The following is a 22,101-nucleotide window of genomic DNA, read 5'->3' as shown; positions in this document are numbered from 1 at the left end:
CCTCATTTCCGGCGACAAAAAAGGGGCCGATGGCCCCTTTTGGATCGCGTTGTTCCCGCAGGATTATTCTGCCGCGGGCTGCATCTTGAAACCCTGCTCAATCTTGTCGGCAGGGATGACGGGATATTCGCCCGAGAAACAGGCATCGCAATATTGCGGGCACTTCTTGTTGCGTCCCTGCGATTCGCCGACCGCACGATAGAGCCCGTCCAGCGAAATGAACTTGAGGCTGTCCACCGCCAGGTACTCGGCCATTTCGTCCTCGTTCATGGTCGCCGCCAGCAGTTTCTCGCGCTCCGGCGTGTCCACGCCGTAGAAACACGGCCAGGCGGTCGGCGGCGAGGCGATACGGAAATGCACTTCCTTGGCGCCGGCATCCAGGATCATTTCCTTGATCTTGCGGCTGGTGGTGCCGCGCACGACGGAATCGTCCACCAGGATCACCCGTTTGCCCTCGATCAGCGCGCGGTTGACGTTCAGCTTCAGCCGCACGCCCATGTTGCGGATCTGTTCGGTCGGCTCGATGAAGGTCCGGCCCATGTACTGGTTGCGGATGATGCCCATCGCGTAGGGAATGCCTGATTCCAGCGAATAGCCGATTGCGGCGGGGGTGCCGCTGTCCGGCACGGGGCAGACCAGGTCCGCGTCGACCGGGCTTTCCTTTGCCAGTTCCCGCCCGATGGCTTCGCGCGTCTCATAGACCGACCGCCCGCCGAGGATCGAGTCGGGGCGCGAGAAATAGACATGCTCGAAGATGCAGAACTTCGGCGGCTGCGGGCGGAAGGGAAAGTTGCTCTGAACGCCGTCCTTGGCGGTGATCACCACCATCTCGCCCGGCTCGATCTCGCGGATGAACTCGGCGCCGATGATGTCCAGCGCGCAGGTCTCGGACGACAGGCACCAGCCGTCGCCGATCTTGCCCAGCACCAGCGGGCGCACGCCCATCGGGTCACGCACGCCGATCAGCTTGGTCCGGGTCATGGCCACGACCGAAAATGCGCCTTCGACGCGGCGCAGCGCGTCCTCCATCCGCTCGGGGATGTTGCGCTGCAGCGACCGCGCCATCAGGTGAATGATGCATTCGCTGTCGGACGAGCTTTGAAAGATCGAGCCGCGCTCGATCAGTTCGCGCCGCAGCGCGTTGGCGTTGGTGATGTTGCCGTTATGCGCGATCGCCGCGCCGCCCATCGAGAATTCACCGAAAAACGGCTGCACGTCGCGAATCGCCGTCTGTCCCTTGGAACCGGCGGTGGAATAGCGCACGTGCCCGATGCCCAGCGAACCGGGCAGGGCCTCCATCACGTCGGCCGAGGTGAAGTTGTCGCGAACATAGCCGAAACGGCGGACCGAACTGAAACCCTGTTCGGCGTCATAGGTGACGATGCCGCCGGCCTCCTGTCCCCGGTGTTGAAGCGCGTGAAGGCCAAGGGCCAGGAAACTGGCTGCATCCTTGACGCCGATGACACCAAAAATCCCGCATTCCTCGCGGAGTTTGTCGTCGTCGAACGGGTGGGCGGGGGGCATCTGCGGGCTTTGCAAGTCGGGCAGCTCCGAATCCGTGGCTGGTTTGGCCTTCACATAATGCTTCCTGCCGCCCGAGTCACGAAAGGATCACGTTATTGTTTGCCGCATGTCCAGGTGATTCCGCGCGACCGGCCGTTCGGCGCAAAGGGTCGCCGGGCCGAGGAAAAAATGCCCGGAACGATGTCCGGGCATTCGCGATCTGCTGTCGAAGATGCGCAACGGCCTACTGGCTCGGCTGCCCCGAGCTGTTGGCGGAGCACGTTCCGACCAGTTCCTCGTATTGACGGGTCACCCAGCCAAGCGCCTGTTCGGGGTTCTGTTCCTGGATCTTTTCGCTCATCTGCGCAAAGACCTGGGCCGAGCGGCTTTCGTCCACGATGGTGAAGTTCTGGCCGGTCATGACCGTGTCATAGACGAAGAAGGCGATCGCGACCAAAAGAATGCCGCGCGCCACGCCAAAGAAGAACCCCAGCGCCTGGTCCAGACCGCCCAGCGCCGACCGCTGCACCAGCGACGAAAACAGCGGCGTGAAAATGCTGACCACGATCAGAGCCACCGCAAAGACGGCGGCAAAGGCGGTGATGACGGACAATTCGCAGTTGCCTTCGAGGAATTCCCCGAGAACCGGAACTTCCTTGATCAGCGGCATGGCCTGCGGCGCGAACATGAAGGCCAGCACGGCGGCGGCTACCCAGCCCGCGATCGCCAGCGTCTCGCGAACGAGACCCCGGGAATAGGCCAGCAACGCCGACACGACGATGATCAGGGCGACAACCCCGTCGATTATTGTGAAACCTTCCATGGCCCTCGCCTGTTCTTTTTCTGCCCTCGCGGGCGATCTTAACCTGCTCCGAACGTTTCGCCAACAAACCCGATCAAATCTGCGGGGCGGGCCAGTGTCAGTCCTGCCACAGTGCCGGTCTTGCCGCCTGCCGGAGCAATTGCCGCTGTGAAACCAAGTTTTTGCGCTTCTTTCAACCTGTTTTCGGTTTGCGGGGCTGGGCGCAGCGCGCCGGACAGCGAGATTTCACCGAACACCACCGTATCGGCGGGCAGCGCGGCGTCCTCGCGCGCGCTCAGCAGGGCTGCGGCGACCGCCAGATCGGCGGCGGGTTCCGAGATCTTCAGCCCGCCGGCGACGTTCAGATAAACGTCCAGCCCGGCGAAGGGAATGCCGCAGCGCGCCTCGAGCACCGCAAGGATCATCGCCAGCCGCCCGCTGTCCCATCCCACCACCGTGCGGCGCGGCTGCGACAGGGGCGAGGGGGCAACCAGCGCCTGCAATTCGACCAGCACGGGCCGCGTGCCCTCGATTCCGGCAAAGACCGCCGAACCCGGGCTGGGCGCGCCGCGTTCGGACAGGAACAGCGCCGACGGATTGGTGACTTCGGCCAGACCCGCGCCGGTCATTTCAAAGACGCCGATCTCGTCGGCGGGGCCAAAGCGGTTCTTGACCGCGCGCAGGATGCGGAACTGGTGGCCGCGCTCTCCCTCGAAGTAAAGCACGGTATCGACCATGTGCTCGACAACGCGCGGGCCGGCGATCTGCCCCTCCTTGGTCACGTGCCCCACCATGACGATCGACACGCCGTGACGCTTGGCGAACGAGGTCAGCTCATGCGCGGCGGCCCTGACCTGGCTGACGGATCCCGGCGCGCTGTCCACGTTGTCGGCCCACATGGTCTGGATGGAGTCGATGATGGCGAGGCCGGGCTTTTCCGCCTCGAGCGTCGTCAGGATGTTGCGCAGGTTGGTCTCGGCTGCCAGCTGAACCGGCGCGTCGGACAGGCCAAGCCGCCGCGCGCGCATCCGCACCTGGGCGCTGGCCTCCTCGCCCGAGACGTAGATCGTCTTCAGCCCCGCGCCGGCGAAACGGGCCGCCGCCTGCAGCAGCAGGGTGGATTTGCCGATGCCCGGATCGCCGCCGACCAGAATGGCCGAAGCGGGCACCAGCCCGCCCCCCAGCACCCGGTCCAGCTCGGTCACGCCGCACATCGTGCGGGGCGGCGGGGTTTCTTCGGCCGAGAGCGTGCTGAGCGGTATCGGCTGGCCGCGCTTGCTGCCCAGCGATTTCGAGGCCGGACCCGAGGACAGGGGCACTTCCTGCGCGATCGTGTTCCACTCGCCGCAGGCATCGCAGCGCCCGGACCACCGGGAATGGGTGGCGCCGCAGGCGGTGCATGAAAAGGAATTCGTCTTTGCCATGGGCACCTTGGTGCCCGACAAGCCGCGGCTCTTCAAGCCCTCGCGTATAGAGGCGCGAGGGTCACTCGCGCCCCCTCAGCGTTCGTCACTCCGCCGCGCGGGGCGGTTGCATGGCGATGATGCTTCCGGCAGAGGGATCGCTTCCGTCCGGCGGCGACCGCAGTTGCGCCGAAAGCTCTGGCAACAGCTCGAACAACTCGTCGCGCAGCCGTGTCAGCTGTGCCCGCGCAATCGATTCCTCGATGTCCACGTCGCGGGTCCATTGCCGCAGTTCGTGCAGGATGATCTGCGCTTCCTCGATGCGTTCGCCGAACCGCTCGATCTCCTGCTGCCGCTGTTTCAGGAAGGTCCGCGCGCGTTCGACCTTGTCGTGGGAATAGACATCGGCCAGTTCGTGGCTGACCCGGCTCATCTGCGACGCCAGTTCCAAAACCTCCGGCTCCAGCCCTTCGAGGTCCGGATGCTCGCGCATGAAGTTCAGCCGTTCCTTGACCGCGTCGAACTCGGACGCCAGCGTGAACAGCCCCGACCGGTCCGCCGCATGGGCGACCTGGTAGGCCTTGATCACGTCCTGCATCTGCAGGGAAAACTTCCGGTGCGAGTTCTCCAGGGCCATGATCCGCCCGTTCGCGGGCAGGTAGAAGGCCAGCATGAGAACAAGACAGGTCAGCCCGATCTGAATGAACATGCCCGCTTGGGGATAGACCGTCCCGCCGATCCCGGCCTGCAATGTCAGCCAGGGCCATATGCCAAGTGCGGAAAGAAGTGTCGCCACGATCGCGAAAAGTGCTGCGGCGCATATCAGAAAAAAAGTCAGTCGCAGAAAAACCGTCTGTAGCTGCAAAGTGATATTATGGAGCGCGGCCATATCGTCCATCTCCCTAGAAAACCGGCTTTGAGCCGGACCCGGAGCGGAGGAACCATGAACCTATCACGACGATCCGCAGCGGATCCGAAAACTAAAAATATCACTGCTCGAATGGTATATATGGTACGCACATTCCGAGCATAATCAATTCTCTCTATGAGTTTCGTGATCTGAGTTGCAATTCTGTCATATAACCCAGCACGAACGAGGCCAGAATGCAGCCCGTGAACAGATAAAGACCCCAGGCGGTCTCGATTGTTGCGTACGAGATGCCCTTGGCCAGCGTGATGTAGAGCGCGATCAGGAAGATATCGGCCATGGCAAGCTTGCCCAGAACGTGCAGCACCGGCTGAACGCGCGGATCCAGCAGATCCCACTGCACCAGCGCCAGCCCGATCGTCTTGATATAGGGCGCAAACAGCGCAAAGGCGGTCACCACCAGCGCCAGGAACACGTCCGACCGCCACAGCGACTGCAGCCCGGTGATGACGCTGATCTCGGACAGGCCAAAAATCGGCAACAGCCCGGCCCGCATCAGCGGCGCGAACCACGCGATGGGGTAGAGGATCAGCAGCGACAGGGTGGCAAGGCGGAGGGGCATGACCGTGAGCCTGGTGAAAACAACCTTTCCCACCTAGTGCCTGTCACCTGAAACGGCAAGCTTCCGTGTCGCGGATCACCGCACCGCCTCGATCGGCCCTTCGGCGCGGCCGTGGATGAACTGCTCCAGGTAGGGATCGCCGCTGGCGTCCATCTCGGAAACCGGCCCCGTCCACTGGATCACGCCGTCATGCAACATGGCCACGTTGTCGGCAATCGCCCGGACCGAGCTCATGTCATGGGTGATGGTCATGGCCGTCGCGCCCATCTCGGTCACGATTTCGCGGATCAGGTCGTTGATGACGCCCGACATGATCGGGTCGAGCCCGGTGGTCGGTTCGTCGAAAAAGATGATCTCGGGCTCGGCGGCGATGGCGCGGGCAAGGCCCACGCGTTTCTGCATCCCCCCCGACAGTTCGGCAGGAAAGCGGTCGGCCACGTTCTCGCGCAGACCGACCCGGCGCAGCTTTTCGATGGCGATCTCGCGGGCTTCCTCGACGGGGCGCTTCAGCGAGCCGCGCAGCAGGCGAAAGGCCACGTTCTGCCAGACGGGCAGCGAATCGAACAGCGCGCCGCCCTGGAACAGCATCCCGAACCGGGCGAGAAAGGCGTCGCGGTCGCCCTGCGCGGCGTCCTGGCCGTCCACGTGGATCTTGCCGCTATCCGGCGTGATCAGCCCCAGGATGCACTTCAGGGCCACGGATTTGCCGGTGCCCGAACCGCCGATGACGACCATCGAGGTTCCCTTGGGAATCTCCAGGTTCATGCCCCGCAGGACACGGTTGTCGTCAAAGGCCTTGTGTACGTTCTCCATCCGGATCATATCGAGAAGAACACCCCCGTCAGCACGAAGTTGGCGGCAAGGATCAGCACCGCGGCGGCCTCGACCGAGCCCTTGGTGGCGCGGCCCACGCCTTGCGCGCCACGGCCCGAGGTCATGCCGTAATAGCACCCCATGACGGCCGCGATCACGCCGAAGGCCGCCCCCTTGACCAGCGACGAGACGATGTCGAGCGGCTCCAGGAAATCCACCGTGTTCTTGAGATAGGCCGCCGCGTTGAAGCCCAGGTTCTCGGTCGCCACCACGTAGCCGCCGGCGACGCCGATCACGTCGCCGACGCCCACCAGAACCGGAACGGTGAGCAGCGCCGCCAGCACGCGCGGGGCGACCAGGTATTTCATCGGATGGGTGGACAGCGTCACCAGCGCGTCGATCTGCTCGGTCACCTTCATCGTCGCGATCTCGGCGGCGATCGACGAGGTGACGCGGGCGGCGATCATCAGCCCCACCAGAACCGGCCCCAACTCGCGCACCATGCCGATGGCCACGATCTGCGGCACCACGGCCTCGGCGTTGAAGCGGGCGCCGCCGGCATAGATCTGCAGCGCCAGCGCCCCGCCGGTGAAGACCGCGGTCAGGCCGACGACCGGCAGCGACAGCCAGCCCATGTGCATCAGCGCCACGCCGAATTCACGAGGGTAGAAGGGAGGGCGCACGATGTGGGACAGGGCGTCCAGCGTGAACAACGCGACCCGGCCAAAGGCGGCAAGCAGGGTCAGGACCGATCGGCCCAGCCCGGCCAGTCCGGCAAAAAGGTTCATTCCACGTAGCCCCGCGAATAGCGCGATCCCAGCGAGGTCAGGATTTCATAACCGATGGTGCCCGCTGCTTCGGCCAGATCGTCGACGGTCTGATGGCCGTTCAGGATGCGCAGCGAGGTCGGCGTTTTCGTCAGGTCGGTCACGTCCACGGTGATCAGGTCCATCGAGATGCGCCCGACCACCGGGCAGGGCTGGCCCGAGGCGAAGGCGTCGATGCCGCCGCCGATGGCGCGGTGCAGTCCGTCGGCGTAGCCGGCCGCCACCGTCGCGATCCGCGAGGGGCGGCGCGCGGTCCAGGTGTTGCCGTAGCCCACCGTTTCCCCGACCGCGACATCGCGGATCTGGATCACCGGCAGATCGACTTTCACCACCGGCCGCGCCTCATCAAAGGGCATGCCGCCGTAAAGGCCGATGCCGGGGCGGCACAGGTCGAAATGGTACTCGCGCCCCAGCAGGATGCCGCCCGTTGCCGCCAGCGACCGAGGGACTTTAACTCCGTCCGTCATCGCTTTGAAAACGCTTAGTTGTTTGGCGTTCATCGCGTGGTCCGGTTCGTCCGCGCAGGCCAGGTGGGACGTGATGAGGACCGGTTTCCGGCTCAGCGCCTTGTCGCGAAGCTCCGCCCAGTCGGCGGGTTCCATCCCCAGCCGATTCATCCCGCTGTCCAGCTGGATGCCGAAAGGATGATCCGGCAGCGCCTCGAAATGCCGCAGCAGCTGCTCCGCCGAATTGATCAGCGGCACCAGGCTATGCTGGCGCAGCAGGTCGGTATCGCCTTCCATGTGGCCCGAGAACACGGCGATCATGGGGCCAGACCCCACGGCCTCGCGCACCGCGGCGCCTTCCTCGGCTACCGCCACGAAGAACTTGCGCACGCCCGCCTCGACCAGCGCATCCGAAACGGGGCCGGCGCCCAGCCCATAGGCATCCGCCTTGACCACCGCGCCGGTCTCTGCGGCGGACTTGGCGTCAAGCGCCCGCCAGTTCCGGGCAAGCGCGTGGAGGTTGATGGTCAGACGTGCCGTACTCATGATCCGTTCATGACACCGGTGTTTCTCAGGTCAAGAGGGAATGCCCCGAAATGGGACGGTTTGTACCAGCCGCCGGGCAAATCGGAGAAACCATGTTTGGCTTGAAGCCGCGGATCGCGTCGCGCGGCTCGAAAATCGTCATTGTTTTCAGACCGGAGGCAAAACGGGCCGGGCGACCTGATCGTTCGCCTGCCGGTCCGTTGTTCAGTAGCCTTCCACCTGACCGCCCTGCTGCCAGGGCTTGACCAGATTGCCGAAACGGGTGAACTGCGCCTCGAAGGACAGTTCCACCGTGCCGATGGGGCCGTGGCGCTGCTTGCCCACGATGACTTCGGCCTTGCCGTGCAGCCGTTCCATCGCCTGCTTCCATTCCTCCATCTTGTCCAGCTCGTGATCTCCGGGCTTTTCGCGCTCCTTGTAGTATTCCTCGCGGAACACGAACATCACCACGTCGGCGTCCTGCTCGATCGAGCCCGATTCCCGCAGGTCCGATAGCTGCGGGCGCTTGTCGTCACGGCTTTCCACCTGGCGCGAAAGCTGAGAAAGGGCGATCACCGGGATGTTCAGCTCCTTGGCGATGGCCTTCATGCCCATGGAAATCTCGGCGATCTCGTTCACCCGGTTGTCGGCCATGCCCCGGCAAAGCTGCAGGTAGTCGATCACCAGCAGGTCGAGCCCATGTGTCCGCTTGAGCCGCCGCGCGCGCGCCGCAAGCTGCGAGATCGGCAGGGCGGGGGTGTCGTCGATGAAAAGGGGACAGGCCTCCAGCTCTTTGGCGGCGTCCACGAAGCGGCGGAATTCGGCCTCGGTCATGTCGCCCTGGCGGATCTTGTGCGAACTGATCTCGGACGCCTCGGCCAGAACCCGGCCGGCCAGCTGCTCGGCGCTCATTTCCAGCGAAAAGAACCCGACGACGCCGCCATCGATCGCGCCTTCGTTCCCGTCGGGCTTGGTCCCGCGCTTGTAGGCCCGGGCGACGTTGAAGGCGATGTTGGTGGCCAGCGAGGTCTTGCCCATCGAGGGACGCCCCGCAAGGATGATCAGGTCGGACGGGTGCAGCCCGCCCAACTGCTTGTCCAGATCGGCCAGACCGGTCGAGATGCCCGCCATGCCGCCGCCACGCTGATATGCTTCGTTGGTGACGTTCACGGCCTCGGTGACGGCCTTGAGGAAGGATTTGAACCCCGACTCGGTCTGGCCCTGCTCGGATAGCTGATAGAGTTTCTGCTCGGCCTCCACGATCTGTTCTTTTGGCTCGCTCGTCACGTCCACCCTTGCGGCCTTGTCCGAGATGTCGCGGCCCAGCCGGATCAGCTCGCGCCGGATCGCCAGGTCATAGATCATCTGGGCATAGTCGCGCACCGCAAAGGCGCTGATCGAGGCGCCGGCCAGCTTGACCAGATAGGCCGGTCCGCCCAGCTCCTTCAGCCCCTCATCCTCGGCCATGAAGGATTTCAGCGTCACCGGCGAGGCCAGCGCGTTCTTGGCGATGCGGGCGGCGGCGACCTCGTAGATGCGGGCATGGACCGGGTCATAGAAATGCTCGGCCCCGATGATGGATGCGACGCGGTCATAAAGATCGTTGTTGGTCAGGATCGCGCCCAACAACTGCTGCTCGGCCTCTACCGAATGCGGCATCGTGTCGGCATTCTGAATCTCGGCCGGCGCCTGCTCGAAACTGCGGATCTCGTTCATTACTGCTCTCGTTGTCCCTTGGGCCACGGGCATAACCCGGTGTTCCGAGTCGGGGCAAATTGTATGTTTTTGGGGATAGGCTGTGCATATCTCCGCGCCCCATCATATTGAAGGACGGGGGCGCAATGCGTCAACATGTAGTGGAATTCGCCGCGCCACTCGGCAGGCGGGGCAAGATGCCGCCCCGCCTTCCCAGGGGTCAGCCCTTGTGCGCCTCCTGCCAGGCGCGCGGGTCGTTGAGGAACGCCTCGACCCCGTCCAGCGTTTCCCGGTCGAAAGCGCCCTGCGCCTTGGCTTCGGCCAGCACGTCCCACCATGTGCACAGGTGGTGCAGGCGAACGCCATGATCGCCCAGCGTCTTTTCGGTTTCCGGGAAGATGCCGTAGTAGAAGATCACCGCCGTGTGCCCGCAGGTCGCGCCGGTTTCACGGATGGCGTCCACGAAGCTCAGCTTCGAGCCGCCGTCGGTGGTCAGGTCCTCGACCAGCAGCACCCGCTGGCCCTCGGTCATGGCACCTTCGATCCGGGCGTTGCGGCCATAGCCCTTGGGCTTTTTTCTTACGTAGGTCATCGGCAGCGCCATGCGCTCGGCCACCATGGCGGCGAAGGGGATGCCCGCGGTCTCGCCGCCGGCGATGTTGTCGAACGCCTCAAACCCTGCGTCGCGCATCACGGTGACGGTCAGGAAATCCATCAGCGTCGAGCGGATGCGCGGATACGAGATCAGCTTGCGGCAGTCGATATATGTCGGGCTGGGCAGGCCCGAGGCCAGCGTGAACGGCTCGCGCGCGTTGAAATGCACGGCCTTGATTTCCAGAAGCATCCGCGCGGTCAGGCGGGCGATTTCCGATTTCTCGGGGAAGCTGGCAGGGATCATCCTCAAATCCTTGGTCTGGGCGGAGAGTGCGGGAGCCTCCGGCGGGAGTATTTGTCGAAAAGATGAAGTCAGATCACGCGCCAATGCAGCGGGAAGCCGGGCTCGAACACGGTCACCGGGCCGTCGCCGGTCTCGATCTTGGCCGGGTAGCTCACCGGATCGCCCTTGGTCAGCGTGATGGTGTCGTCGTTCACCGGCAGGCGGTAGAAGGCCGGGCCGTGGAGCGAGGTAAAGCCTTCCAGCCTGTCCAGCGCGCCTTCGCGGTCGAACATCTCGGCCACCAGCGACATGGTGTTGGTGGCGGTGAAGCAGCCGGCGCAGCCGCAGGCCATTTCCTTGTTGGCGTCCGTATGCGGCGCGCTGTCCGTGCCCAGGAAGAACCGAGCGTCGCCCGATGTCGCAGCGGCCAGAAGCGCCAGCCGGTGCTCCTCGCGCTTGGCGACGGGCAGGCAATAGTAATGCGGCTTGATGCCGCCGACCAGGATGTGGTTGCGGTTGATGATCAGGTGATGCGCGGTGATGGTCGCGCCCAGATCCGCGTCATTGGCCCGCACGTAATCGGCGCCGTTCGCGGTGGTGATGTGTTCCATGACGACGCGCAGCCCCGGCGTCGCCCGGCGGATCGGATCCAGAACCCGGTCTATGAACACCGCCTCGCGGTCGAAGATGTCGATCTCGGCATGGGTCACCTCGCCATGCACGCAGAGCGGCAGACCGATCTCGGCCATCTTCTCCAGCACGCCGCGCACCTTGTCGAAATCGCGCACGCCCGAGGCAGAATTGGTCGTCGCGCCGGCGGGGTACAGCTTGACCGCCTTCACCAGGCCGCTCGCCTGGGCTGCGGCCACGTCCTCGGGATCGGTGTCCTCGGTCAGGTACAGCGTCATCAGCGGCTCGAAGGCCATGCCTTCGGGCAGCGCCGCCAAGATGCGCTCGCGATACTCGGCCGCCTGCGCCCCGGTCACCACCGGCGGCACCAGATTCGGCATGATGATCGCGCGGGCGAAATGACGCGCGGTTTCGGGCAGAACGGCCTGCAGCATGGCGCCGTCGCGCAGGTGCAGGTGCCAGTCGTCGGGACGGCGGATCGTGAGGCTTTGGGTCATGGCGCTTCCGCTAGCACAGGCTTGTCGCACGGGGAAGCCCCGCCGTCCCGGGGCGAGGCAATTTGCGCGGTTCTCACAGCCGCCGCGCCGTTGCAGGCTTGCCCGGCAAGGGGCGAGTCGTGATACGGAAACTGACCTTCAGGCATGTCTATCCGGCGGATCCGGACCGGTTGTTCGAACTGGTCACGGATCTCGATACGCTCGAGGCGGTGACCAGGCCCTGGATGCGGTTCCATCACCTGCCGTCCGGCCCGGTGCGCGAGGGGCAGGTCATCGACGTGGACATGTCCCTGTTCGGTTTCCTGCCGGCGCGCCCCTACAAGATGGTCGTGACGCGATGCACCGGAGCCGAGCACCAGATGACGTCCGACGAAACCGGCTATGGCACCCATCTGGTTCACCGGCTCGAGGTGCGGCCGGGCAAGGACGGCCGCTCGGAACTGATCGACACGATCGAAATCGAGGCCGGCTGGATGACGCCGCTGATCGCCCTGTGGCTGCGACTGACCCATCGCTGGCGTCACCATGTGCGGCTGCGCCTGCTCAGGGCTTAGTATGGCCGAGCATGTACTTTGGTCCCCTTGCCAGCCCGCGAAGACGATGCAAGTCACTGGGGACACATCACTTGACCAACCCGCCCGGTCGTGACCTCTTGGGCGAAGCAACAGGAGAGGGACATGGACCAGCCGAACACCATCGATGCCGTGCAGGAGATGCTGGGCGCCCAGGGCTATGTCTGCGACCGGGCGCTCGCCACGGTCGTGTTCCTGGCGCTCAGGCTTGGCCGGCCGCTGTTTCTCGAAGGCGAGGCCGGCGTCGGCAAGACCGAGATCGCCAAGGCGCTGGCGGCGGGCCTGAAACGGCGCCTGATCCGGCTGCAATGTTACGAAGGGCTCGACGCATCTTCCGCCGTCTATGAATGGAACTTTCCCGCGCAGATGGTGGCCATCCGCACCGCCGAGGCGGCGGGCGGCGCCGATCGGGCGGCGCTGCAGACCGAGCTTTTCTCGGACGAATTCCTGGTCGAACGCCCGCTGCTTCAGGCCATGCGCCCGGATGAGAACGGCGCCCCGGTCCTGCTGATCGACGAACTTGACCGCACCGACGAGCCGTTCGAAGCCTTTCTGCTCGAGGCGCTCTCGGATTTCCAGGTCACCATCCCCGAACTCGGCACCGTCAAGGCGCCCGAGCCGCCCATCGTGATCCTGACTTCGAACCGCACCCGCGAAGTTCACGATGCGCTCAAGCGCCGCTGCCTCTATCACTGGGTCGACTACCCGGATTTCGACCGCGAGGTCGAGATCCTGCACGCGCGCGCCCCCGAAGCGGCGGAAAACCTCAGCCGCGAGGTGGTGGCCTTCGTCCAGCAGCTGCGCACCGAGGATCTGTTCAAGAAACCCGGGGTGGCCGAAACCATCGACTGGGCCAAATGCCTGTTGGCGCTCGACGTCATCAACCTCAGCCCCGAGGTGATCGGCGACACGCTGGGCGCGATCCTGAAATACCAGGACGACATCCAGAAACTGCAGGGCTCCGAGGCCAAGCGCATCCTCGACCAGGCCAAGGCTTCGCTCGAACCGGCATGATGCTTCATCTTTTCGGAAATACTCCGGGGGTATGGGGGCAGCGCCCCCATGAAACGTGATGTCAGAACAACTCCCGCTCGACATCCCAGACGATCCCAAGCTGGCGCAGAACATCACCCATTTCGCCCGGGCCCTGCGCAAGGCTGGCCTGCCGATCGGCACCGGACGGGTGATCGACGCGATCCGCGCGGTCGAGGCGGCGGGCTTCACCGAACGCCGTGATTTCTACTGGACGCTGCACGCCTGTTTCGTCAGCCGCCCGGAACACCGCGCCGTGTTCGCCCAGGTCTTCCGCCTTTACTGGCGCGACCCGCGCTATCTCGAACACATGATGGCGATGATGCTGCCTGCGATCCGGGGCGTGCAGGAGGAACGCGCGGCGCAGGCCGGCGAGAAACGCGCCGCCGAGGCGCTGCTGGATGGCGTCGAGCGCGAGCTGCCCGAAACGGAGGAACAGGAAGGAGACACCGAGATCGAGGTCGACGCCTCGCTCACCGCCTCGACCGAGGAGCGCCTGCGCACGCTCGACTTCGAACAGATGAGCACCGACGAGATGGCGCAGGCCAGGCGGATGCTGGCGCGGCTGACGCTGCCGGTGCAACCCATCCCGTCGCGGCGCGGCCAGGCCAGCCACCTGGGCCACCGCATCGACCGCGCCCGCACCCTGCGCGCCGCCATGCGGCAGGGCGGCGAGTTGCGCGACATCGCCCGGATGCAGCCGCGCCCGCGCTGGCCCAACCTGGTGGTGCTCTGCGACATTTCCGGCTCGATGAGCCAGTACAGCCGCGTGATCCTTCATTTCCTCCATGCAGTCTCGAACGCCAAGGGGGCGGGCTGGGCCAAGGTCCACGCCTTCACCTTCGGCACCCGTCTGACCAACATCACCCGGCACCTGCACCAGCGCGACGTGGACGCGGCGCTTGCCGCCGCCGGCGCCGAGGCGCAGGATTGGGAGGGCGGAACCCGGATCGGCGAATGCCTGCACGTCTTCAACCGCGACTGGTCGCGGCGCGTCACGGGGCAGGGGGCGGTGGTGCTGCTGATCACCGACGGGCTGGACCGCGGAGAACCCGAACAGCTGGCGCACGAGATGGAGCGGCTGCACCTGTCCTCGCGCCGCCTGATCTGGCTGAACCCGCTGCTCAGGTGGGATGACTTCGCGCCAAGGGCGCGCGGCGTCGCCGCCATGCTGCCGCATGTGGACAGCTTCCGCGCCGGTCACTCGATCGCGTCGCTCGAAGAACTGGCCGAGGTGATCTCGCGCCCCGATGACGTGGGCGAAAAGGCCCGCCTTATGGCCGCGCTGTGACACGCTTGCCGCTTCCTGCCCGCAAGCTGTTCAAAAAGCTGGCGAATGCAATTACTCTTTTACCAAGGCTTTCACGACGAACGAGTTGCTTGCATGTCCAATTGCGTGAATTGCGTCGATCCTCCGGGCGGTTCGGCGTGCTGTGATCCCGGCCAGACCCCCATGTGCCTTGTCCTGGACGGGCAGGCCCAGTCGGTCTGCATGACGCTTTCGCCCGAAGTCACCGCCGACCCGGCCCGGATTTCCGCGGCCCTGAAATCGGCGGTGCTGTCTCTGGCGGGCAGCGACTATACCGAGGATCTCGAACGCCACTTTACGCTCGCCGGGCCGCTGGTGCATTACTTCAGCTCCGACGGCCGGATCCGGATGACCGCGCGAAACCCGGTGACCGACGCCGGCGCCCAGACGGGCGAAGGCGATACCTGAGCCTGACGCGCTGGGGCGACACAAAGCTCCTGCGCAGGCTGACCTGATCGCCGTCCCGCTTGATCCATGTCATGCAGAAAACGGATGCCCGGGTGTATGGGGGTCTCCGATCGCATTGCGTCCGCCCGGGGCCACAGGCACCGGGGGGCGGCCTGCGGGGGACAGAGATGCGCGTGGCGTCTCGCGCCAAAATACCCGCCACGCGTTGCGGCCCGGCGAACCGTGTTCCCGCCGGGCCGCTTTTCATTGCCCGAAACCTCCTTATGTTGGTGCGAACTACCCGGGAGGCTCTGATGGACAGATTTGACAACGGCCCCGAAACCGCCCTGCGCTGGCACCGGAAAGGCACGGGCGCGGCCCTCGCCACCGTGGTCGAGACCTGGGGCAGCGCCCCGCGCCGGGTGGGGGCGCAGCTGGTCATTGGCGGGGACGGACGAATCGAAGGCTCGGTCTCGGGCGGCTGCGTCGAAGGCGCGGTGATCGTCGAGGCGCTCGAGGCCATCGACGAGGGCGAGGCGCGCCTGCTGGAATTCGGCGTCAGCGACGAGGACGCCTTTGCCGTGGGTCTGGCCTGCGGCGGCACCATCCGGGTGCTGGTCGAGCCGGTCGGCTCGGTCCTGCCCGAGGCGATGCTGGCGGAACTGGTCGAGGCGCGGTCCCGGCGCGAGGCGCTGGCCTACGAGGTCAACATGGCGACCGGCCACCGCGAGTTGAAGCGCGGCGCCTATCCCGAGCGGATGCGCATGGACCGGTCCGGCTTTGAAGAGGACGGCCAGACCTTCGTCGCCGTCCACAACCCGCCGCTGCGGCTGATCGTGGTGGGCGCGGTCCACATTGCGCAGGCGCTGGTGCCGATGGCGCGGATCGCGGGCTATGACCCGGTCATCATCGACCCGCGCGAGGCATTCGCCTCGGACAAGCGGTTCCCGGGCGAAACGATCCTCACCGACTGGCCCGACGAGGCGGTGGCGAAGCTGGGGCTCGACGCGCGCACTGCGATGGTGCTGCTGACCCACGATCCCAAACTGGACGATCCCGCGCTGAAGGCCGCGCTGGGCGCGGGCGTGTTCTACATCGGCGCGCTGGGCTCGACCCGGACCCACGCCAAGCGGGTCGCGCGGATGTACGAGGCGGGGTTCACCGACGAACAGATCGGCCGCATTCACGGGCCCATCGGGCTGGATATCGGCGCGGCCGGCCCTGCGGAGATCGCCGTGGCGATCCTGGCCCAGATGACCGCCGTGCTGCGGGGCAAGGCATGAGGTTCGGCCCCGTTCCGGTGGCCGAGGCCGAAGGCGCGATTCTGGCGCATTCGGTCAAGGCCGGCGAACGCAAGCTGCGCAAGGGCATGAAGCTGCAGGCCGAACAGCTCGGGATCCTGACCGCCGCGGGCATCGACGAGGTGATCGTCGCCCGGATGGAGCCGGGCGACTGCCACGAGGACGAGGCCGCGCAGTTGCTTGCCCGCGCGCTGGTGCCCGATCCGGCCACGGTCAACCTGCGCGTCACCGACCCGTTCACGGGCCGCGTCAACATCGTGGCGGACGCGCCCGGCGTTGTGACGCTCGACGTGGCCGCGATCGAGCGGTTCAACCGGGTGCATCCGATGATCACCGTCGCGACGGTGCCGCAATACCAGCAGATGGGCGCGGGCGGCATGGTGGCGACGATCAAGGTGATCTCCTACGCGGTGCCGCGCGCGGATGTGGAACGCGCCGCGGAACAGGCGCAGGACGCCATCCGCCTGAGGCGCGCCATCCATGCCAGCGCCGGACTGGTGGTCACCGAGATCCCGGGTGGCCCTCCGAACGAAAAGGGCATCGCCGCGATTCGCGGCCGGGTCGAGGCGTTGGGCATGGAACTGGCCGACATCCGCACCGTGCCGCACCGGACCGGCGAGATCGCGGGCGCGATTTCCGACGTCGCGGGCGATCTTGTGATGATCCTGACCGGCTCGGCCACCTCTGACCCCGACGATGTCGGCCCCAGCGCCGTGCGCGCCGCCGGCGGCAGCGTGGACCGCTTCGGGATGCCGGTCGATCCCGGCAACCTCCTGTTCCTGGGTGACGCCGGCGGACGCCCCGTGATCGGCCTGCCGGGCTGCGCCCGGTCGCCCGCGCTGAACGGGGCCGACTGGGTGCTTTCCCGCGTCGCCTGCGGGATCGAGACGACCGGCGCCGACATCGCCGCGATGGGGGTGGGCGGCCTGCTCAAGGAAATCCCGACCCGCCCGCAGCCGCGCTCGGGAAAACCGCGCGGCGGTTCCATTTCGTAAATGGGGAAACAAGTTAGACCTTAGTCGAAAGAACGAAGAAACCTGTTCTCAAACCCCGGTCGCCATGCTTAACTCCCCGCCAAGGGAGAAAAACCAAAAGGGAGGATCTCATGACACAGGTCTCGATGACCGTGAACGGGAAGTCCGTGAGCGGTGATGTGGAGGGGCGGACGCTGCTGTCCAGCTTTCTGCGCGATCACCTGTCGCTGACCGGCACTCACGTGGGCTGCGACACCGGACAATGCGGCGCCTGCGTGGTGCATGTGGACGGCGAGGCGGTGAAGTCCTGCAACATGCTGGCGCTCGAGGCCGACGGGGCCGAGGTGGGCACCATCGAGGGACAGGCCAATGCCGACGGATCGCTGAACGTGATCCAGCAGGCGTTCCAGGATCACCACGGCCTGCAATGCGGCTTCTGCACGCCGGGCATGGTGATGTCGGCGGCGGCGCTGCTCAAGGACAATCCCAGGCCGACCGAGACCGAGATCCGCGAATATCTCGAAGGCAACATCTGCCGCTGCACCGGCTATCACAACATCGTCAAGGCGATCATGGCCGCGTCCGGACAGGACGTGGGCGCCATCGCCGCCGAATAACGGGGGTGGCGGGATGATCCCCGCCCGACCGTCACGGATGCAGGGCGGGGCCAATCCCGCCGACCCACATGGGAGGAGAACAAGCAATGCCCAAAGACAGTGGCATCGGAGCCAGTTCCAAGCGCCGCGAGGACGTGCGCTTCCTGACCGGATCAGGCAATTACACGGATGACATCAACGTGCGCGGTCAGGCGTATGTCTATTTCCTGCGGTCCGACATCGCGCATGGCCGGATCAACAGCATCGACACCTCGGACGCCGAGTCCATGCCGGGCGTCGTGCGCGTCTTCACCGGCAAGGATTTCGAAGGCGTGGGCGGGCTGCCCTGCGGCTGGGAAGTGGCCGACCGGCACGGCGCGCCGATGCAGGAACCGCCGCACCCGATCCTCGCGCAGGGCAAGGTGCGTCACGTGGGCGATCCGATCGCCGCCGTGGTTGCCGACAGCCTGGAACAGGCCCGCGACGCGGCCGAGGCGATCGCCTTCGACATCGAGGAGCTTCCGACCGTGACCGACATGAAGGCGGCGGCGCAGGAAGGCTCGGTCAAGGTCCATGACGACCTCAAGAACAACATCTGCTACGACTGGATGCTGGGCGAGGCCGACAACGCCAAGGTGGACGAGGTGTTCGCCAACGCGGCGCATGTGACGACGCTGGAGCTGACCAACAACCGGCTCGTGGCCAACCCGATGGAGCCGCGCGTCTGCGTGGCCGAATACAGCCGCGGAACCGACGAATACACGCTCTACACCACGTCGCAGAACCCGCACGTGATCCGGCTCTTGATGTGCGCTTTCGTCCTCGGGTTGCCCGAGCACAAGGTGCGCGTCGTCGCGCCGGACGTGGGCGGCGGCTTCGGCTCCAAGATCTTCCACTATGCCGAAGAGGCGTTCTGCACCTTCGCCGCCAAGGCCTGCAACCGGCCGGTCAAATGGACCTCGAGCCGCAGCGAGGCGTTCCTGTCGGACGCGCAGGGGCGCGATCACGTCACCACGATCCAGCTGGCGCTGGATGCGCAGAACAACTTCATCGGGCTGCGCACCGACACTTACGCCAACCTCGGGGCCTATCTGTCCACCTTCTCCAGCTCGGTTCCGACCTGGCTGCACGGGACGCTGATGGCGGGCAACTACAAGACGCCGGTGATACAGGTGAACGTGAAGGCGATGTTCACGAACACCGTGCCGGTCGATGCCTATCGCGGCGCGGGCCGTCCCGAGGCGACGTTCCAGCTGGAACGCGTCATCGACAAGGCGGCGCGCGAACTGGGCGTCGATCCGATCGCGCTCAGGCGGCAGAACTTCATCACCCAGTTCCCCTATGACACGCCGGTCGCGCTGACCTATGACACCGGGGACTACAACGGCACCATGGACAAGCTCGAAGCCGCCGCCGACCTGGCCGGTTTCGCCGCGCGGCGCGCGCAAAGCGAGGCCAACGGCAAGCTGCGGGGACTTGGCATCAACTGCTACATCGAGGCCTGCGGCATCGCGCCGTCGAACATCGTCGGGATGCTGGGCGCGCGCGCCGGGCTCTACGACGCGGCGACCGTGCGGGTGAACGCCACCGGCTCGATCAGCGTGATGGTGGGCGCCCACAGCCACGGCCAGGGGCACGAGACCGCCTTCCCGCAGGTGGTGGCCGAGATGATCGGCATCGACGAGTCGATGGTCGAGATCGTGCATGGCGACACGTCGAAGATCCCGTTCGGCATGGGCACCTACGGGTCGCGCTCGCTGGCGGTCTGCGGCTCGGCCATGGTCAAGGCGACAGAAAAGGTCATCGACAAGGCCAAGAAGATCGCGGCCCATCTGCTGGAAGCCTCGGAAGCGGATATCGAGCTGAAGGACGGTCAGTTCACCGTCGCGGGCACCGACAAGTCGGTGGCCTGGGGCGATGTCACGCTGACGGCCTACGTGCCCCACAACTTCCCGCTGGAAGTCGAGCCGGGGCTGGAGGAGACCGCCTTCTACGATCCGGCGAACTTCACCTTCCCGGCCGGCGCCTATGCCTGCGAGGTCGAGGTCGATCCGGAAACCGGCAAGGTCACGATCGAACGGTTCACCGCGGCGGACGACTTCGGCAACATCATCAATCCGATGATCGTCGACGGTCAGGTTCATGGCGGTATCGGCCAGGGCATCGGCCAGGCGCTGCTGGAAAACTGCGTCTATGACGAGAACGGCCAGTTGCTGAGCGCGTCTTACATGGACTACGCCATGCCGCGCGCCGACGACGTGCCGTTCTACACCGTGGACCATTCCAGCCGGACCCCCTGCACCCACAACCCGCTGGGCGTGAAGGGCTGCGGCGAGGCGGGCGCCATCGGCTCGCCGCCGGCGGTGGTGAACGCGGTGATCGACGCGCTGCATTCCGGCGGCAAGAAGGTCGAGCATATCGACATGCCGGTCAGCCCGTCGCGCGTCTGGGCGGCGATGAACGGATAAGCGGATGGCAAGGGACCGGGGGCCTGCCCCGTCGCCATTGTCCCTCGGACCAATGGCGCGACAATGGCAACCCCCGGGGAATTTCCAGAAAAGATGAAGGGCGGACCGACGCTCTTCGGAAAGGAAAAGCGAAATGTACAGTTTCGAGTTCGAAAAGCCCTCGACGGTCGCCGAAGCGGTAGCCGCGCTGGGCGCGGAAGAAGCCCAGGCGCTGGGTGGCGGGCAGACCCTGATCCCCACGCTGAAGCAGCGGCTGGCGGCGCCGGCCAAACTGGTGAGCCTGAGCGGCATCGCCGAGATGAAGGGCGTCTGCGTCGAGGATGACGGATCGCTCGCCATCGGCGGCGGCACGACCCATGCCACCGTGGCGCGCGAGGCGGCGGACAAGTACCCGGCGCTGGCCGAGCTTGCCAGCCATATCGGCGATCCCGCGGTGCGCAACCGCGGCACGATCGGCGGCTCGCTGGCCAACAACGACCCCTCCGCCTGTTATCCGGCGGCGGTTCTGGGGTCGGGCGCAACGATCCGCACCAACGCGCGCGACATCGCCGCAGATGACTTCTTCCAGGGCATGTTCACCACGGCCCTGTCCGATGCCGAGATCATCACCTCGGTGCGCTTCCCGGTGCCGCAGGCCGCGAACTATCAGAAGTTCCTGCAGCCCGCCTCGCGCTTTGCGCTGGTGGGGGTGTTCGTGGCCAGATACGCCGACGGCGTGCGGGTCGCGGTGACCGGGGCCTCGGAGGACGGCGTTTTCCGCTGGGGCGAGGCCGAGCAGGCGCTGAGCAGGGAGTTCCGTCCCGATGCGGTCATGGGCTTGAGGATCAACCCCATGAACATGATCGGCGATCTGCACGGCAGCAAGGAATACCGCGCCCATCTGGTGGGCGTTCTGACCCGGCGCGCGGTCGCCGCGGCCGGTTGACGCCCGGCGTGACATTGCCTCATGGAGCCCCCGCCGCAGCGCGGGGGTTCTTCGTTCCGGCTCAGCCGCCACGGACGCGCGGTTTCCGCGGCGCCTTCCAATAGGCGGCGGTGTCCTCGCGCATCGCCTCGTAATCCGCGATGCGTTGGCGTGCCGCGTCGCCTCCGGCGGCGACCAGGTGGCCCAGCAGGCAATCCAGCACCACCATCGCGCCGGCGAAACAGCCGAAATGATGCAACGATTGTGTGCTGACCGGCAGGACGACATCGGGCTCGATCCGCGGCGCGATGACCTCGCTGTCCGAGATCAGCACGATGCGCGCGCCGCGGTCGCGGGCGAAACGCAGCGATCTGATGGTCTCGGCCGAGTAGGGGGCAAAGGTGATGGCCAGCAGGCAATCGTTCCCGTCCGCATCCAGCAGATCGTCCAGCGCCGACCCCATGTGCCGCGGCACCAGCTGCAGCCCCGGCAGCGCCATCCGGCCCACGTAGTGAAAATAGTAGGCAAGGGCATAGCTGGCCCGCGTCGCGGTGACGAAGCACCGTTTGGCCCCGGTGACGTGACCGACCGCGGCCTGCACCCTTTCGGGCGCCATCAACCGAAGCGACCGCGCGACGATGTTGATCTCGTTGCGGGCAAGGGCGGATTGCTTTCCGGCAAAGGCGTCGCCCTGCGCCATCCGGTCCAGCCAGTCGGACCCCAGCCTGTCCTCGCTTTCGGTGACCAGCGCGGCACGGAACGGTTCGCGGAAGGCGTCGAACCCGTCGAACCCCAAGCGTTCGGCCAACCGCACCAGCGCGTTGGTGCTGACCCCGATCCTGGCGGCGGTGACGCGGACCGGGTCGATCCCGAAATCGCCGGGATGATCGATGACATGTTTCGCCGCGGCCTGAAGCTGCGGCGGCAGGGTGTCGATTTCCGCCCGGAGACGGGCGAGGATCTGGGCGGGTGTCGGCGGCATGGCGAAAATAAAACATATGTTATGATGAATTGAAATTGAAAACGCGGCCGGTTGGGCGCATCTGCCTG

At 65.8% G+C, this 22,101-nt stretch carries 21 protein-coding genes; 9 read left to right on the top strand and 12 right to left on the bottom strand.

Annotated features, from left to right (window positions below; all coding sequences use genetic code 11):
• Positions 1 to 63: 63 nt before the first annotated feature.
• The 11 genes from purF to pyrC all read right to left on the bottom strand — a co-directional run bounded on the left by purF (position 64) and on the right by pyrC (position 11,508).
• A complete protein-coding gene (purF, locus tag FGK63_RS07110; RefSeq protein WP_138841208.1) occupies positions 64 to 1,524 on the bottom strand; it encodes an amidophosphoribosyltransferase in 1,461 nt (486 codons plus the stop codon).
• Between the two features lie 223 nt (positions 1,525 to 1,747).
• Positions 1,748 to 2,326, bottom strand: a complete 579-nt coding sequence (locus FGK63_RS07105) for a CvpA family protein (protein ID WP_138840911.1) — start codon at positions 2,324 to 2,326, stop codon at positions 1,748 to 1,750.
• Between the two features lie 38 nt (positions 2,327 to 2,364).
• A complete protein-coding gene (gene radA, locus FGK63_RS07100; protein WP_138840910.1) occupies positions 2,365 to 3,729 on the bottom strand; it encodes a DNA repair protein RadA in 1,365 nt (454 codons plus the stop codon).
• An 85-nt stretch (positions 3,730 to 3,814) separates the two neighbouring features.
• Positions 3,815 to 4,504 carry a DNA repair protein gene (locus FGK63_RS07095; protein ID WP_246043970.1) on the bottom strand — a complete coding sequence of 230 codons (690 nt, stop codon included), beginning with the start codon at positions 4,502 to 4,504 and terminating at the stop codon, positions 3,815 to 3,817.
• Between the two features lie 247 nt (positions 4,505 to 4,751).
• A complete protein-coding gene (locus tag FGK63_RS07090; RefSeq protein ID WP_138840908.1) occupies positions 4,752 to 5,198 on the bottom strand; it encodes a paraquat-inducible protein A in 447 nt (148 codons plus the stop codon).
• Positions 5,199 to 5,273: 75 nt separating this feature from the next.
• The gene (locus FGK63_RS07085; RefSeq protein WP_138840907.1) at positions 5,274 to 6,020 is read right to left on the bottom strand and encodes an ABC transporter ATP-binding protein; all 747 of its coding nucleotides are present in this window, start codon (positions 6,018 to 6,020) and stop codon (positions 5,274 to 5,276) included.
• Complete coding sequence (locus FGK63_RS07080; protein ID WP_138840906.1) at positions 6,017 to 6,799, bottom strand: MlaE family ABC transporter permease; 783 nt, start codon at positions 6,797 to 6,799, stop codon at positions 6,017 to 6,019. The genes FGK63_RS07085 and FGK63_RS07080 overlap by 4 nt, the downstream gene beginning before the upstream one ends.
• Positions 6,796 to 7,830, bottom strand: coding sequence for an alanine racemase (alr, locus tag FGK63_RS07075; protein WP_138840905.1), 1,035 nt, complete (start codon positions 7,828 to 7,830; stop codon positions 6,796 to 6,798). Before alr ends, FGK63_RS07080 begins: the two co-directional genes overlap by 4 nt.
• Positions 7,831 to 8,034: 204 nt before the next feature.
• On the bottom strand, positions 8,035 to 9,525 hold the full coding sequence (locus FGK63_RS07070; protein ID WP_138840904.1) for a replicative DNA helicase: 1,491 nt from the start codon (positions 9,523 to 9,525) through the stop codon (positions 8,035 to 8,037).
• 199 nt (positions 9,526 to 9,724) lie between these two features.
• The gene (locus tag FGK63_RS07065; protein WP_138840903.1) at positions 9,725 to 10,402 is read right to left on the bottom strand and encodes an orotate phosphoribosyltransferase; all 678 of its coding nucleotides are present in this window, start codon (positions 10,400 to 10,402) and stop codon (positions 9,725 to 9,727) included.
• Positions 10,403 to 10,470: 68 nt separating this feature from the next.
• Complete coding sequence (gene pyrC / locus FGK63_RS07060; protein WP_138840902.1) at positions 10,471 to 11,508, bottom strand: dihydroorotase; 1,038 nt, start codon at positions 11,506 to 11,508, stop codon at positions 10,471 to 10,473.
• Positions 11,509 to 11,627: 119 nt separating this feature from the next.
• Here pyrC and FGK63_RS07055 point away from each other — a divergent pair, with 119 nt between their 5' ends.
• From FGK63_RS07055 to FGK63_RS07015, 9 genes are all read left to right on the top strand, one after another.
• Positions 11,628 to 12,062, top strand: a complete 435-nt coding sequence (locus FGK63_RS07055) for an SRPBCC family protein (RefSeq protein ID WP_138840901.1) — start codon at positions 11,628 to 11,630, stop codon at positions 12,060 to 12,062.
• A 123-nt stretch (positions 12,063 to 12,185) separates the two neighbouring features.
• Positions 12,186 to 13,094 carry an AAA family ATPase gene (locus FGK63_RS07050; protein WP_138840900.1) on the top strand — a complete coding sequence of 303 codons (909 nt, stop codon included), beginning with the start codon at positions 12,186 to 12,188 and terminating at the stop codon, positions 13,092 to 13,094.
• A 58-nt stretch (positions 13,095 to 13,152) separates the two neighbouring features.
• Positions 13,153 to 14,403: a vWA domain-containing protein gene (locus tag FGK63_RS07045; RefSeq protein ID WP_138840899.1), complete on the top strand. Its 1,251-nt coding sequence runs from the start codon at positions 13,153 to 13,155 to the stop codon at positions 14,401 to 14,403.
• A 93-nt stretch (positions 14,404 to 14,496) separates the two neighbouring features.
• Positions 14,497 to 14,829: a hypothetical protein gene (locus FGK63_RS07040; RefSeq protein ID WP_138840898.1), complete on the top strand. Its 333-nt coding sequence runs from the start codon at positions 14,497 to 14,499 to the stop codon at positions 14,827 to 14,829.
• Positions 14,830 to 15,122: 293 nt separating this feature from the next.
• Positions 15,123 to 16,091, top strand: coding sequence for an XdhC family protein (locus FGK63_RS07035; protein ID WP_138840897.1), 969 nt, complete (start codon positions 15,123 to 15,125; stop codon positions 16,089 to 16,091).
• Complete coding sequence (locus FGK63_RS07030; RefSeq protein WP_138840896.1) at positions 16,088 to 17,104, top strand: molybdopterin-binding protein; 1,017 nt, start codon at positions 16,088 to 16,090, stop codon at positions 17,102 to 17,104. The genes FGK63_RS07035 and FGK63_RS07030 overlap by 4 nt, the downstream gene beginning before the upstream one ends.
• Before the next feature lie 110 nt (positions 17,105 to 17,214).
• A complete protein-coding gene (locus tag FGK63_RS07025; RefSeq protein WP_138840895.1) occupies positions 17,215 to 17,700 on the top strand; it encodes a (2Fe-2S)-binding protein in 486 nt (161 codons plus the stop codon).
• An 86-nt stretch (positions 17,701 to 17,786) separates the two neighbouring features.
• A complete protein-coding gene (locus FGK63_RS07020; protein ID WP_138840894.1) occupies positions 17,787 to 20,147 on the top strand; it encodes a xanthine dehydrogenase family protein molybdopterin-binding subunit in 2,361 nt (786 codons plus the stop codon).
• Between the two features lie 133 nt (positions 20,148 to 20,280).
• Entirely contained in the window at positions 20,281 to 21,072 is a 792-nt protein-coding gene (locus FGK63_RS07015) for an FAD binding domain-containing protein (RefSeq protein WP_138840893.1), read from the top strand.
• A 61-nt stretch (positions 21,073 to 21,133) separates the two neighbouring features.
• Here the strand turns inward: FGK63_RS07015 and FGK63_RS07010 are convergent, their stop codons facing one another.
• Positions 21,134 to 22,033: a MurR/RpiR family transcriptional regulator gene (locus FGK63_RS07010; RefSeq protein ID WP_138840892.1), complete on the bottom strand. Its 900-nt coding sequence runs from the start codon at positions 22,031 to 22,033 to the stop codon at positions 21,134 to 21,136.
• Between the last annotated feature and the right edge of the window lie 68 nt (positions 22,034 to 22,101).

It is taken from the genome of Ruegeria sediminis, assembly GCF_005938215.1.
Taxonomy (GTDB): Bacteria; Pseudomonadota; Alphaproteobacteria; order Rhodobacterales; family Rhodobacteraceae; genus Ruegeria; species Ruegeria sediminis.
The sequence above is the reverse complement of the archived record's forward strand: the minus strand, read 5'-3'. Positions and strand labels throughout refer to the sequence as shown.

Bases quoted from the DNA above. Each gene is read 5' to 3' on its own strand.
- FGK63_RS07035 (WP_138840897.1), top strand. From the start codon at position 15,123: ATGGACAGATTTGACAACGGCCCCGAAACCGCCCTGCGCTGGCACCGG.
- FGK63_RS07040 (WP_138840898.1), top strand. From the start codon at position 14,497: ATGTCCAATTGCGTGAATTGCGTCGATCCTCCGGGCGGTTCGGCGTGC.
- alr (WP_138840905.1), bottom strand. From the start codon at position 7,830: ATGAGTACGGCACGTCTGACCATCAACCTCCACGCGCTTGCCCGGAAC.
- FGK63_RS07090 (WP_138840908.1), bottom strand. From the start codon at position 5,198: ATGCCCCTCCGCCTTGCCACCCTGTCGCTGCTGATCCTCTACCCCATC.
- FGK63_RS07015 (WP_138840893.1), top strand. From the start codon at position 20,281: ATGTACAGTTTCGAGTTCGAAAAGCCCTCGACGGTCGCCGAAGCGGTA.
- FGK63_RS07020 (WP_138840894.1), top strand. From the start codon at position 17,787: ATGCCCAAAGACAGTGGCATCGGAGCCAGTTCCAAGCGCCGCGAGGAC.
- FGK63_RS07085 (WP_138840907.1), bottom strand. From the start codon at position 6,020: ATGATCCGGATGGAGAACGTACACAAGGCCTTTGACGACAACCGTGTC.
- FGK63_RS07010 (WP_138840892.1), bottom strand. From the start codon at position 22,033: ATGCCGCCGACACCCGCCCAGATCCTCGCCCGTCTCCGGGCGGAAATC.
- FGK63_RS07065 (WP_138840903.1), bottom strand. From the start codon at position 10,402: ATGATCCCTGCCAGCTTCCCCGAGAAATCGGAAATCGCCCGCCTGACC.
- pyrC (WP_138840902.1), bottom strand. From the start codon at position 11,508: ATGACCCAAAGCCTCACGATCCGCCGTCCCGACGACTGGCACCTGCAC.
- FGK63_RS07080 (WP_138840906.1), bottom strand. From the start codon at position 6,799: ATGAACCTTTTTGCCGGACTGGCCGGGCTGGGCCGATCGGTCCTGACC.
- FGK63_RS07105 (WP_138840911.1), bottom strand. From the start codon at position 2,326: ATGGAAGGTTTCACAATAATCGACGGGGTTGTCGCCCTGATCATCGTC.
- FGK63_RS07050 (WP_138840900.1), top strand. From the start codon at position 12,186: ATGGACCAGCCGAACACCATCGATGCCGTGCAGGAGATGCTGGGCGCC.
- radA (WP_138840910.1), bottom strand. From the start codon at position 3,729: ATGGCAAAGACGAATTCCTTTTCATGCACCGCCTGCGGCGCCACCCAT.
- FGK63_RS07045 (WP_138840899.1), top strand. From the start codon at position 13,153: ATGTCAGAACAACTCCCGCTCGACATCCCAGACGATCCCAAGCTGGCG.
- FGK63_RS07070 (WP_138840904.1), bottom strand. From the start codon at position 9,525: ATGAACGAGATCCGCAGTTTCGAGCAGGCGCCGGCCGAGATTCAGAAT.
- FGK63_RS07025 (WP_138840895.1), top strand. From the start codon at position 17,215: ATGACACAGGTCTCGATGACCGTGAACGGGAAGTCCGTGAGCGGTGAT.
- FGK63_RS07030 (WP_138840896.1), top strand. From the start codon at position 16,088: ATGAGGTTCGGCCCCGTTCCGGTGGCCGAGGCCGAAGGCGCGATTCTG.
- purF (WP_138841208.1), bottom strand. From the start codon at position 1,524: ATGCCCCCCGCCCACCCGTTCGACGACGACAAACTCCGCGAGGAATGC.